The 12,586-nt window shown below is 57.3% G+C and carries 12 protein-coding genes and 1 tRNA gene; 5 read left to right on the forward strand and 8 right to left on the reverse strand.

The window, feature by feature from the left end; genetic code table 11:
* Positions 1-8 precede the first annotated feature (8 nt).
* The 5 genes from fliJ to J0M27_RS08785 all read right to left on the reverse strand — a co-directional run bounded on the left by fliJ (position 9) and on the right by J0M27_RS08785 (position 4,771).
* Entirely contained in the window at positions 9-509 is a 501-nt protein-coding gene (gene fliJ / locus J0M27_RS08765) for a flagellar export protein FliJ (RefSeq protein ID WP_294990043.1), read from the reverse strand.
* A gap of 37 nt (positions 510-546) precedes the next feature.
* Positions 547-1,938 carry a flagellar protein export ATPase FliI gene (gene fliI / locus J0M27_RS08770; RefSeq protein WP_294990047.1) on the reverse strand — a complete coding sequence of 464 codons (1,392 nt, stop codon included), beginning with the start codon at positions 1,936-1,938 and terminating at the stop codon, positions 547-549.
* Positions 1,935-2,588, reverse strand: a complete 654-nt coding sequence (locus J0M27_RS08775) for a FliH/SctL family protein (protein ID WP_294990050.1) — start codon at positions 2,586-2,588, stop codon at positions 1,935-1,937. Before J0M27_RS08775 ends, fliI begins: the two co-directional genes overlap by 4 nt.
* Positions 2,589-2,994: 406 nt before the next feature.
* Positions 2,995-3,891 (reverse strand): MBL fold metallo-hydrolase, encoded by an 897-nt coding sequence (locus J0M27_RS08780; protein ID WP_294990053.1) that lies wholly within the window; start codon positions 3,889-3,891, stop codon positions 2,995-2,997.
* Between the two features lie 10 nt (positions 3,892-3,901).
* Positions 3,902-4,771 (reverse strand): HDOD domain-containing protein, encoded by an 870-nt coding sequence (locus J0M27_RS08785; protein WP_294990056.1) that lies wholly within the window; start codon positions 4,769-4,771, stop codon positions 3,902-3,904.
* A 198-nt stretch (positions 4,772-4,969) separates the two neighbouring features.
* On the opposite strand from J0M27_RS08785, the gene J0M27_RS08790 reads away from it, so the two are divergent.
* The 3 genes from J0M27_RS08790 to J0M27_RS08800 all read left to right on the forward strand — a co-directional run bounded on the left by J0M27_RS08790 (position 4,970) and on the right by J0M27_RS08800 (position 7,600).
* A complete protein-coding gene (locus J0M27_RS08790) occupies positions 4,970-6,097 on the forward strand; it encodes an ISAs1 family transposase (RefSeq protein ID WP_294990059.1) in 1,128 nt (375 codons plus the stop codon).
* Between the two features lie 260 nt (positions 6,098-6,357).
* Positions 6,358-6,434 (forward strand) — tRNA-Val (locus J0M27_RS08795).
* Positions 6,435-6,922: 488 nt separating this feature from the next.
* A complete protein-coding gene (locus tag J0M27_RS08800; RefSeq protein WP_294990062.1) occupies positions 6,923-7,600 on the forward strand; it encodes a hypothetical protein in 678 nt (225 codons plus the stop codon).
* Positions 7,601-7,655: 55 nt separating this feature from the next.
* Here the strand turns inward: J0M27_RS08800 and J0M27_RS08805 are convergent, their stop codons facing one another.
* Entirely contained in the window at positions 7,656-8,348 is a 693-nt protein-coding gene (locus J0M27_RS08805) for a CAAX prenyl protease-related protein (protein WP_294990065.1), read from the reverse strand.
* Between the two features lie 24 nt (positions 8,349-8,372).
* Positions 8,373-9,512 (reverse strand): TIGR03790 family protein, encoded by a 1,140-nt coding sequence (locus J0M27_RS08810; protein WP_294990067.1) that lies wholly within the window; start codon positions 9,510-9,512, stop codon positions 8,373-8,375.
* Between the two features lie 6 nt (positions 9,513-9,518).
* Here J0M27_RS08810 and J0M27_RS08815 point away from each other — a divergent pair, with 6 nt between their 5' ends.
* A complete protein-coding gene (locus tag J0M27_RS08815; protein WP_294990071.1) occupies positions 9,519-10,667 on the forward strand; it encodes a rhomboid family intramembrane serine protease in 1,149 nt (382 codons plus the stop codon).
* Between the two features lie 55 nt (positions 10,668-10,722).
* Here the strand turns inward: J0M27_RS08815 and J0M27_RS08820 are convergent, their stop codons facing one another.
* Positions 10,723-11,496, reverse strand: a complete 774-nt coding sequence (locus tag J0M27_RS08820; RefSeq protein ID WP_294990074.1) for a PEP-CTERM sorting domain-containing protein — start codon at positions 11,494-11,496, stop codon at positions 10,723-10,725.
* A gap of 408 nt (positions 11,497-11,904) precedes the next feature.
* Between J0M27_RS08820 and J0M27_RS08825 the strand changes: the two genes are divergently transcribed.
* Positions 11,905-12,405 (forward strand): lytic transglycosylase domain-containing protein, encoded by a 501-nt coding sequence (locus J0M27_RS08825; protein WP_294990077.1) that lies wholly within the window; start codon positions 11,905-11,907, stop codon positions 12,403-12,405.
* The last annotated feature ends 181 nt before the right edge of the window (positions 12,406-12,586 follow it).

Below are 12,586 nucleotides of genomic sequence, written 5' to 3' on the forward strand. Positions count from 1 at the left end.
CCACGCAATCAGCGAGACTGGTTCGCGTTCGATAATGCGGCGGCAGCGGCTTGACCGGTGTTCGCGCTGTCGCTCTTGCTCGAGAAGCTTCTGGCGCCGTACTCGTCGCTGGCTTTTTGCTCGGCCCGACGCTCTTCCCCGACGAGAACCGCATGATGCCTGTCCGCCAGAGTGCTGAAGGCCTTTACCCGCCCTTGTTTTCCCATCCAGTCCTGTTGGCCCGCGAGGGTACGCTGCTGCGTAAGGGTAACGGACTGCGCCGCGGTGACGATCGCGTCATCGATGCGGGCAATGAAGCGCGTGTAGTTGCTCCACTCGCTGAGTCCGAGGCCGTTCTCCGCCGCAACAAGGAAGCGACTGTGGTATTCGTCGCGATAGCGGACCAGAAGGGCGTAACGCGTCGATGCCTGATGTTCGCCGGCGATCAGTTCGCCAAGTTCGCGTGTTGCCTGGTCCAGGTGCAACTGGGACAGGTCAAGCAGCGTTTGCAGCGGGAAGGTCGTGGCCATGGCGGGATACTCGAATTGGATTTACGGCATTCGGGGGTCACGGCGCAAGCAGTTCGCCCAGTCGGCGACCCGTCGTGGCGCCGTCGGCACGTTCGTCGATTCGCTGTTGCAGGAAGGCTTCGAGTTTCGGGTACAGCGCGATGGCCCTGTCGAGCAGAAGGTCCGAACCGGCTGAATACGCGCCGACGGCGATCAGGTCGCGGGCGCGCTGATGCCGCGAATAGAGCTGTTTGAATTGGCGCGCCAGTTCGAGTTGCTCCGGACTGTTGAGCTGGTTCATTGCGCGTGAGATCGACTGCTCGATGTCGATCGCCGGATAGTGGCCGGCGTCCGCCAGGCGGCGGTCCAGAACGATATGGCCATCGAGTATGGCGCGCGCGGAGTCGGCGATGGGATCCTGCGGATCGTCGCCTTCGGTGAGGACGGTGTAGAACGCCGTGATCGAACCACCGCCGGCGGGACCGTTGCCTGCGCGTTCGACGAGCTGCGGCAAACGCGCGAAAACGGAAGGCGGATACCCGCGGGTGACCGGCGGTTCGCCAACCGCAAGCGCGATTTCGCGCTGCGCCATCGCGTAGCGAGTGAGCGAATCCATGATCAGGAGCACATGGCGGCCTTCGTCGCGGAAATGCTCGGCGATCGCCGTGGCGTAGGACGCACCCTGCAACCTGAGCAAGGGGCTGACGTCCGCTGGCGCGGCCACCACCACCGAACGCGCGCGACCTTCCTGGCCAAGATTCTGTTCGAGAAACTCCTGAACTTCGCGTCCGCGTTCGCCGATCAGGCCGACCACGATGCGGTCTGCCTGGGTATACCTCGCCATCATCCCGAGCAATACGCTCTTACCGACTCCGGACCCCGAAAACAGGCCCAGTCGCTGTCCGCGACCCACGGTCAACAGACCGTTGATGGCACGGATGCCGACGTCCATGCTTTGCCGAATCGGCTCCCGCAGCAAGGGATTCAGCGGCCGGCTTGCAAGTGAATGCCGGTGATTGGTGACCAGCGGACCGAGATTGTCCAATTGGCGCCCATTGGCATCGACCACCCGCCCCAGAAGTTCGTCTCCGACCGGCAGGTGCTTGGTGCGATCCGCAGAGCGGCGCTTGGCGGGCAGGCGCTGGCCCAGGACGGGGGCGACGACAGGTGCCTCCTGCGGCCAGACCAGGGCACCTGGCGCCAGGCCATAGACATCTTCGGCTGGCATCATGAACAAGCGGTCGCCGGCGAATCCCACGATCTCGGCTTCGACGGTTCCCGCCCCCGGGGTCTCGATGCGAACCATCGAGCCGAGCGGTAGCTTGAGGCCGGAGGCTTCCATCACCAGCCCGTTGATTCGCGTCAGCCGGCCGGCGATCTGCCAAGCTTGCGCCGCCGCGACAGGGCTGCGGCACTGGTCGAGAAATCCTGCGATTCGTTGGAGGTTCATGATCGCTCGGATTCAGCGGCAATCACCCACGGTGTGTCCTGGTCAAGGGCGGCGATCACCCTTTGCCAGCGCGTCGCAACACGGGAGTCGATGTGGGCTCCCCCTGAATCGACCACCACGTCGCCACGGGCGAGTTGGAGGTCTATCTGGATACGGTGGCCGACGCGTGTCAACTGCTCCTCGGAATGCTTGCGAAGCAGCGCCACGTCGTCTGGGTTGAGGTGGATCGCTGCCTGATGTGCCGGCAATTGCGCCAATGCAGCGCGTATGGTTCCCAGGATCAGTTCCGGCTGCACGGTGATCGCCTGACCAATGACTTTGCGTGCGATCTCGAGTGACAACGCCAGGACGTCGTCGGCGAGCACGCGTTCGATGTCGGCGATGCCGGTTTCCAAGCCGGAGATGGCCGTCGCCATTCGCTCGGCGAGTTCCCTTGCTGCTTCGCCGGCGGCTTCGTGGCCAGCCTTTAGCCCATCGGTGCGACCGGATTCGAACCCGGCACGGTAGCCCTCCTGGCGCGCTGTTTCACGGAGGATGGCGACTCCTGGATCGCCATGGTGGTCGGATTTCGCCAAACTCGCTTGAGATCCCGATTTTCCAGCGCCCGCAGAATTTCCACCGACGCTGTCCGCATCGCCGAAATGGGCCATATTCCATGGCTTCCATGCATCGTGCCTGGGTTTGGACGGTGGCGAGAAAATATTCATCTTCCTTGGTTGCCGGGGCGGGGGAACTGCTCCGTTTAGGGGACGTCGCCATGGACGTTGCAGCCGCGAGGCGTCTATGACTTCCGTGGGAACTATCCTCGCAAAAAGGACCGCACTTGTTTATCCGTGAATTACGCGACAAACTGCGGAAAATACGTAGTCCGGGACGTGCTCGCACGCGGCAAAGCAGAGGATCACGGGAAAATTTCCGCATTCCCCCCTTCTCGGATTCGACCCTTGACCGTGGCTCTGGCCGAAATCCCTCAGGCCCGCCGTGCCGGGCAGCAACGGCGGATGCGGCAACAATCGCCGCGAGACCTGAAACCTCCGGTCGGTTGTTCAGTACCGATTACAGAACCAGTTCAAGCCCTTCTCGGGCTAGCAGAACCCTCGGCACCCCGGGTTCGTCGGGCCGATGGCCGGTAGTTGCGCACGCCTGCGCAAATGCCTTGTCCAGGGCGTCATCCGACCGCGTCGGCTCATGATGGGTACACACCAGGGTTTTGACTCCAAGGCGGCGCGCCCAGTGGATGCTGCCTTCCAGCGTACCATGCCCCCAGCCGACCTTGGTCGGGTATTCGGACGAGGTATAGGAACTATCCGCAATCATTAGGTCCAGGCCTGCCAAGGCTTGGTCCAGTTGTCCCTGCAACTGGTCGATCATCTGCTGGTATCCGGGATGTTCCTCGTCCTTCGGGTCGTAGATGTTCGGCCAGGGTTCGTGGTCACCGGTAAAAAATGCCGACTTGCCACTGCAATCCACGCGGTAGCCGAAATTGACCACCGGATGGTTGAGTAGCAGCGGGGTTACCACGACATCGCCCACATTGACCGGTTCGCCCGCCGCGACGGTCCGGTATTCGATCCTCGCGTTCATTTCCGCCTCGCGCACGGGGAAGTAGCTGTATTGCAGTTGCACTTCCATCACCTGGTCGATTCCGCGCCCGGAGACGATGTCGTAACCGCCGTGAATGCGTACCGAATTGCCTGGAATATAGAGTGGGGTGAAGAACGGCAAGCCCTGGATATGGTCCCAGTGGGTATGCGTCAAGAATACGTTGGTCTGTATCGGCAATTGCCCAAGCAGTTGCTGCGCCAGCGGAAATATTCCCGTACCGGCGTCGAGGATGATTAGTGTGCCGTCGTCGCCGCGCACTTCAATGCACGTCGTGTTTCCGCCGTAGCGCTGGGTCTGCGGTCCCGGCGAGGGAATCGAGCCACGGACGCCCCAGAATCGGATCTTCATGGCTTTACGTTCATCCCTCGTTGGCGAGTTGCGCGAACATGCGTGCCTCCGCAACGATTCGGTCGAGCGAGCCCATTTGGACCACCAGCGACTCGATGTCCTCACCGAAACGCTCTGGTGCCGCCGCAGGTTCGGAATCGCGCCACGGATTGCCGCTGTCGCCGATCTGGTTGTAACGCACCACCTGGTCGGCAACCCGCAGGCAATCCAGCGCGGCGGAGGTGGGCGCGCTTGAGTCGTGATGATCGCGAATCAGGTCGACCATGAGTTCCGAGAACGCCCAACGCTTCGCCAGCAGGGCACCAATTACCCCGTGATCGACGCCTATAACCAGACGTTCGGCTTCGTGCAGGGGGACCGAGTGCTCTGACGAGTATTCCAGCGCCCTGTGGAATTCGGCCGCCAGGAACTGCGCGGAGACAACCTTGCCGAAATCGTGAAGCAGTCCAGCGACGTAGCAATCGCCGGGATCGACTTCATCCTTCGCAAACTGGCCCCCAAGTTGCCGAGCAACGCCGGCCACCACTAGCGAATGCAGAAGGTAGCGCTGGACATCGAAACCATCGACGTTCATGCGCGGAAGAATGCCGGCAGCTGCAAATCCAAGTGCAAGGTTCTTGATCGTATTGATCCCGAGATAGACCACCGACTGGCCTATCGAGGTGATCTTGTTGGGTAGGTTGTAGTGCGCGGAATTGATGAGTTTGAAGATTTTCATCGTCATTACCGGATCTTTTTCGATCACGGCGACGATATCCTTGGGGAGGCAGTTGATGCTGCGGGTAAGTTCGAGGATCCGCTGCACACTTCGCGGGAACGCTGGCATCCGCTCGACGGCCGTGGCAAGTTTGCGATCAACATCTGGCGAAAGTGCGTTCAAGTTCGACCGTCCCTTTTTTTTCAGTGATTATACTTACTGGGCTCGACCTTCGCCCTGTTGGCACGAAACGAGGCCAGGGCAATCGCATGAATGACGCTGTCGTGGACGCCCGAAATACCCGTTGACGATCAAGAGGTTGCAAGGGGGCTGTTCACAGGGGATTGATTTGTGTAGTTTTCTGTCTTTTTGGGAATCTCCATGGAGACAGGAAATCAACTGCGTTTGGCGGATGTATTCGTAACGATCACGGATCCCCGTCAGGCGGGAAAAGTTGAGCATGACTTGGTCGACCTGCTGGTGGTCGCGGTCAATGCCGTGCTGGTCGGAGCCGACACGTTCGTCGAGATTGAGTTGTGGGCGAAAGAAAGGCTGGATTGGTTGCGCGGCTACCTGAGGCTGGAGAACGGCATTCCATCCCATGACACCTTCGGACGCCTGTTCGGCTTGATTAACCCGGACGAATTCGAAGCGGCGTTCCAGCGCTGGGTCGGTGCGATTCTGCCGGCGCTGGGGCCGGACACGGTCGTCGCCATTGACGGCAAGACCAGCCGACGCTCGGGCAAGGTGGATGCCACGCCGCTGCATCTGGTCAGCGCCTTTGCCGCCGGTGCTGGGCTGGTACTGGGGCAACGGGCGACGGCGGAGAAGTCGAACGAGAAGACGGCGATTCCGGAGCTTCTGGCCACCTTGGCGTTGGATGGCTGCATCGTCACCATCGATGCCATGGGCACCCAGGCCAACATTGCGCAGGCCATCCGGGATCGGGGGGCGGACTACATTCTGGCGATAAAGGACAATCAGCCGACATTGGCCGAGTCGATGCGCGACTTCGTTGCCCGGTTCAAGGCGGCGCCGGAGCGCACCCCGCACGGGGTGGCTGAATCGGTTGAGAAGGATCATGGTCGGCTCGAAACCCGTCGCTGTTTCACCTTCGATCAACTGGACTGCCTGGCGAAACCCGAGCAATGGCCCGATCTGAAATCCTTCGCGGTGATCGAGTCGGAGCGCTGTATCAACGGCGAGACGTCCTTCGAGCAACGCTTCTACATCAGCAGCCTGCCCGCTGATGCCGCGCGACTGGCCAAAGCCGTGCGCGCCCATTGGGCGGTAGAGAACAGCTTGCATTGGTGCATGGATGTCGTCTTCGCCGACGATCAGATGCGCGCCCGTACCGGGCATGCCGCTCACAATCTCGCTGTCCTCAAGCACATCACTCTCAACCTGATCCGCCTTGATCCCATCAAACGCAAGGGTGGCATCAAAGCCCGCAGACTCATCGCCGCCACCTCCGATCTCTATCGCGCTCAGCTCCTCGGCTTGGCATGATCTTCATGCGATTGCCCTGGAAACGAGGCTGGTCGCGCGAAATTTCGCCCAGAACGCATATATTCTGTCAAGTTCTCCTTGCTGCAGTTCTCCTTGCTGCAGCGCGGCCAGGATAGGTGTCTCGACCAGTGCGCAGCTTGCAGACCTGGTGTATATGCGTATCTAGCGTTGCGCCATGACTGACATGGGCTTTCAGTTGTCGGGCGGCGATCGTCGGGTTGACTTCGCCGGTGACGCGACTACAATGCGCGCTCTTTCGCAGGCGCGTAGCTCAGCTGGTTAGAGCACCACCTTGACATGGTGGGGGTCGTTGGTTCGAGTCCAATCGCGCCTACCAGAATTTGGTAGACGAGCGGCAAGTGGTACACCCTTGAAAAACCGCCATTGGGCGTGATGCTGTTCAACTGGCGCTGAACGGCATTTGTGTCTATTGCGTGACCTTTCTTGTAAGGGCTGTTAACGTTTGGTTCGATGCTATCGAGCCAGTTTCACGCTACCGCGTATGTGTTGCCACTAGCTGCTCCTGACCGGCCAGCGAAGCAAGAGGCCGTGCGCCAAGACGCTGGTCGAACATATGGCCTATCAACTTTCATTGGGCAAGTCTTTTTGTACGCGCTGATCCTGAGTAAGGGCCATTTTACAGTGATCGACAATTGCGCCCCAGCTTTCATTCCCGATCAAATCATCGGCGATGCTTTTTCCTGATCGGTTTGTTCTGCATATTGCTGCCATCCGATGGCCCGCTCGATGGTTGGCAATTTCAGGACACTTTGTTAAGCTAGACTCCTGTTATTTTGAACTCGACAGTTCGACAGAATGAATTCAGTGCCTACTTCAAGCAGCTTCTCGGACCGATTGAGGTCGGCCGGCATTGAGCCGGGGGACAGCGAGGAACTACGACTTAACAAATCCCTGCTGATGCTGGCGACGGGACTGGTGTGCTTGATGATGATGGTTTGGGTCGCCGTTTACAACCTGCTCGGCCTTAATTTCTCCAGCGATCTTCCATTGCTGTTTCAGTTGGTGCTTATTGGAAACGTGCTCCTGTATATCTACACGCGGCACTTTGATTTTTTTCGCATCACCCAGTTTGGTCTTTTCCTGTTTCTTCCTTTTTTTGCGCAGTGGTCGGCTGGCAACTTGATTGTTTCCAGTGGAGTGATCCTCTGGGGTGCGCTAGCGCCCATTGGTGCAATCTTGTGTATTGGCGCTCGGGAGTCTCTAGGATGGTTTATCGCGTGGATTGCCCTTACGGCGATCTCGGGTGGCGTGGACTATTACCTTGCCGATCCCATGATGATCCAGAAGCCGATCGTCACGACGCGCACCACGCTCTTGTTCCTTACGCTGAACTTCATCGCCGTGGCAACAATAAGCTATGCATTGTTGCGGTTTGCCATCGAGCAACGCCGCCGTGCTCAGGAGCGTCTGGAACAGTCGCGGAAACAGGTGCAGATGGCGAAGAACGCAGCCGATACCTTTTTCGCGACGCCTCTGGTTTGACCGGTCATTTGCCGGAAGTCTTCAGTTTTGTGGCGATGCTTCTGCCGGAGGCAGGTTACCAATAGTTCCAGTTTCGCGTAGCCAAAATCCAAATCCCCAATGCGCCGTTCGTCACGGCGTGTGAAACGATGGGAATCCAAAGGTTGCGGGACCACATATATAACGCATTGTAGGTGATGCCCGCGATCGCGCCGGCCATCCAACTATCATGCTCCACCGCGAACAAGGCAGTCGTGATTACGAAAGCGCCGAGACCTACCCGCCTTGGCGACAGTGACAGAAAATCATGTTGATCGATCCAGCGCAAGATGAGCGAGCGCCAGAAAAGCTCTTCCATGACGGGGACGACCAATGCGAGCCCGGCCAATCGTAGGAGGGCCTTTGGCCAGTCCATGCTGCCGTCAGGCAGGAGCGGGACAAATCGTTCCGAATGGGTTACGACGGCGCCGGACTGGCCCCATTCAATCCAGATAACGAATACCGCGACTCCGGCGCCAATCGACACTAACCAGTGAGTTGTGGAAACGGCTTCCGTGTTCCTCAGTTCGGTGTAACTGCGCCAAAACCAGGCAAGTACCAAGGCAACAATCACACCGCGAATCACCGCAAGCCATGACAGTGATATCCCAATGGAAGCCGCAACGGGTGCGAGCGCGGAATTAGCCATCAAGAACGCGATAAAAAGCAGGAACGGAATGGCTCGCGCCAGAACCGGATTGCTGCGAATCTGCGAAGCGCTGTAAGTCATCAGTAAACTCCAATATTGCAGCAGTCAATCCGATTTCTTGGTCCGGAACGGGGCGGCCAACGGCTCACCGATGAAAAGTCCTTGCCCAGGCATTGCGACACTTTTCCAGTATGCTTCTATCATTGTTTCGCCTTTCAGGTAGCGTGATGCAAGCACCGCCGGATTTGGAAACTTTTGCAGCAAGTTGCAGGGTTCCACCACCGTACCGTAACTTCCTGTGGCGCCTGCCTCCAGCCAGCGCAACGCGCTCATTTGGCCGCTGTTTTCAGTAAGCCGTCCGCCCGATGACGTCAAGTGGTCGGCGATTGCGCCGGGAACGAAGCCGAGCGTCTCCAAGTGTGTGACATTTGCCAGTCCGGTGAAATAGAACAATACATCATCGACATACTTTATGTCATTCCGTTTTAGCGCAAATACTCGAATTTTTTCCTTGGCAAATACTCGCTTCGCCAGTGGGTAGAGCGAACTGCGGACGTTCCTGGTTTCGTCAGAGGTAGAAAGCAGATAGGCGGTGCCTTCAGGAAACGATCCGTCTGCATCCACGCCCCTGTCAATAAGCGCTTTGGATTGTTCGAACGATAGTCCAGCGATTGCCATCGCCGGTCGAATTCCAAAGTGTGCAAAGGGTCGCTGACTTGGGGAATTGAAATATGGATTCGGCCTCGTCGGCTTGCATCCGGGCTCACAAAACGCCGGATCATAACCAAACGCAAATGCTGAAGTTATCGACATGCAGCCGACTCGGTAAGGAGTTGCCCAAGCAAGGGCGAACGCCTGGATGCTGCTCCTTGTCTTCGAATCGACGGCACGCTTGACGGCCTCGAACTCATCGGGAGTTAGCTCGGTCCTATCAGTGGGAAGCTTGACCCGAATTATGTTCTGGAAGGAAATTCGGCGTTGAGCCGCGTAGTATTCGCCGACCTGGACACTCAGTGGATCGTTCGAGTTGATAATCACAGCAAGTTGCATCGCGTCCAGCGAATAAACGGCAGGTGATATCGTCATCGCCGGGATGAGCAGACTGCAACACAGGATTGATTTTGCTAAGGTCATTAATTCGACGAAGTTGAGCAGGTTTGTTGTGTACTTACGTGACGGACTGAGTGTAGCTGAACATCTCGCCCCCGCCGCAATCGAAACCGTTTTGACTTCATCGGAAAGCAATTACGCATGAAAGAACGAGTTTTCGTCGATCCACGGAAGAACGATTTGCCGGTGCTTGAACCACTACGTGGCAGACGTGCGTGGATTTCTGCTACTTCGTGTTTGGTCGTTTCGAACCTGTTGGTCGCTGCGGCGATGATTGTTGTCAGTGCGAGCTCCTCGCAATCGTCGGACTCCCTGCAGTTGGCATGGGGCGCGAATTTTGCTCCAGCGACAACCGATGGAGAATGGTGGCGATTGGCAACCGCGATGTTCCTGCATTTTGGAGTCGTTCATCTCTTGATGAATATGGCGGCGCTTTGGGATGTCGGCCGGCTTGTTGAGCGACTATTCGGCATAAGTCGGTTTGTCGCAATCTATTTCGTCAGCGGACTTACTGGAAATCTTGTGTCGCTGATTCTTCATGGAGATCGCGCCGTATCAGGTGGCGCTTCCGGAGCGGTTTTTGGAATATATGGCGCGTTGCTCGTCTTTCTCGTGTCGGAAAGAAGGCGTCTGCATACTGTTGAATTCCGCTGGATGTTCTGGGGTGCAAGCGCCTTTTCACTTCTTGCCTTGAGTTTCGGTATGTTGGTACCCGGAATCGACAATGCAGCCCACTTCGGTGGACTGCTTGCAGGCGTTGCTTCCAGCTATATTCTATTGGTGAGCGTCCCGAGTAGTGGCTCGGGGCGAGAACGCTCGCAACGCGTTGTTACCATAGCGTTCGCGCTGGCAATCGCTGCTCTTATTTCCAGCATTCCCAAACCTCGTTACCCTTGGTCCGATGAGCAACTGGCCCGTAGCGAGATTCGCGAGTTCATAGGCGCGGACTTGAAAACCAATGCCAAACTCCGTGCATTGCTTTCCGAGAATGGATCAGCGCCAGGTGCATCGTTTGATCAACTCGCGGGTCGAATCGAAGCCGAGGTCGTGCAATCCTATGAGCAAAGCTTTGAGCAGCTCTCTGGCTTGCATGTTAGTCCCGATGTTCCATCCGCAGCTACACTGGAACGGTTGCGGCATTATGCAGAGGTTCGACGCGATGCCACACAAGCCTTGGCGGAGGGTATTCGAGAGCAGGATCCTAGAAGAGTTCGCGATGCACTCGAAGCCGTTCGCCGTGCCGGCCGGGAATTAAACGGGTCGCCGAACGGAAAAGCTACAACGCCCTAGATGGCATGGAGCAAAAAAAACAAGCCCTGCATCGCAGGGCTTGTTTTTAAATAGTTTAGCTCAGTTTGCGACGGCGTCGCCCCGCGACAAACCCGATCAGACCAAGCCCGGCCAACATCATTGCATAGGTTTCTGGTTCGGGAATCGGAGCTAGATAGAGCTGGTCCTGAGCAACCGTGTCGAAGTTGCCGGAGAAGGGGGTGCTTTCACGCAGGAGGTTCAGTACCCGCACCTGGCCGTTCCAACCAGTGGCATTCTGATTTGCTTCCGCTACCCACCCGGTTGCCCGGGTATTACTTGTATAGAGGTTGTACACGGATGTATTGACAGTCGACGAAATTTCGCCCTCGAGGTACCAGATCGCGAGTTGCAGCGCCGCGCTGTCCAGCTTATGCTCTGCCACGGTGCCATTCCAGTCGTAGCCAGATAGCGTATGGTTGGTGAACTTGGTGAAGAGGTAAGCGGTCTTGTCGCTGATCGGATCCCACTTGTTGTTGTAAGGGCCAGGGCCGTCGGGATCACCCAGTGGGTCAATCACGCTCCCGCCCGCACCGCCGTTCTTGGCGCCGTGATTCACCTTCGAGACAAGTAGCGGTTTGTCGTAGTAGAAGTGTTCCGAGTACTCCACGCAAAATGTCTGGAACGAAGGTGAGTTTCCCGTCAGAGCGCTTGCGAGGAACTCACCGCCACCGTTTACTCCACCCCACGGATTCGAACTTAGCTTGATTGTGTCGCCAGCCTGAATTCCAAGTGGAGCCGCAAGGGCAAAGGAAGCCGTCGATGCTGCCAAGGCCGCCACGGCAATGTTCCGGATAACTATGTTTTTCATGGTATGACTCCTAAGCGTTTCTCAATGACTGCCTGCCTTTGCATCTGGTTGCAGAATATTCACTGGATAGGCCCCGGTCAATAGCCCGTATGGACTAGTCCGTTTGTGCCCAAGTAACCCAGTAGTATCTAAGTTATCATTATAAAACAGGTAACTGCAAAGGCAGGGCGTTTGTCGATCATGATTGCGGTTCATACTTTGAATGGCAGCCGGAAGGTCAATCGGTACTGTGTACTTGGAGTTGCTATTGGATTTGCACTTGCGCCGGTTTTCGCAATGGCCGAATCGGTAGGTTTCGGGAGGCAGACTCAGGGGTCTCCGTACCAGATGCAAGTCAACGGTAATGACGTTTATCGATTGTCCCCAAGCTTTCGGGTGCCAAGTGCCCCAAGTTCCGCGACAGCGGAGATGCCAGCGCTGGCGCGGCTACCCTATTCCAGTGCGATTTCAGCTGCGGCCAAGTCAAGCAATCTTGATCCTGCTCTCGTGCATGCTTTGATTTCCGTGGAGTCTGGCCATCGCCAGAGCGCCGTTTCGCCAAAGGGCGCGACTGGTCTGATGCAACTTATGCCTGGTACGGCTTTGCGCTATGGGGTGACGGTGCCAGGTAAATCCCATGAAGAAAATCTTCGTGCAGGCACTCGTTATTTGAGAGATCTGCTGGATATGTTCGAAGATCGCCTTGATCTCGCCTTGGCCGCATATAACGCCGGCGAAGGCGCTGTCCAGAAATACGGAAACCGAATTCCGCCATTTCGGGAAACACAGAACTATGTTCCCAGCGTTCTTGAGAAGTACAAGGAATGGAGACTACCGGCGCCGGCAGTGCCGCGACCGGTTGTCTACTTGCCGGGAACGCGCCTTGATCGCAGAATGATTCAGCATTCGGTCGTTGCAGGCGGCGAGTGAATGAAATCTTGCGTCGAAGGCTTCGCCTATCCTTGATGACTGTAAGTTGGGTTGACTAAGTGCATGGGGAACAGCCAGCATCCAAAAAGTATCGTTTGTTCTGCAAGGATCGATGCATGAATCGTATTGCTTGGCTTTTGGTCTAGAATGAAAACCCACATTTGTGAATGTTTGTCTACGA

Source organism: Sulfuritalea sp., from assembly GCF_017302275.1.
GTDB lineage: Bacteria > Pseudomonadota > Gammaproteobacteria > Burkholderiales > Rhodocyclaceae > Sulfuritalea.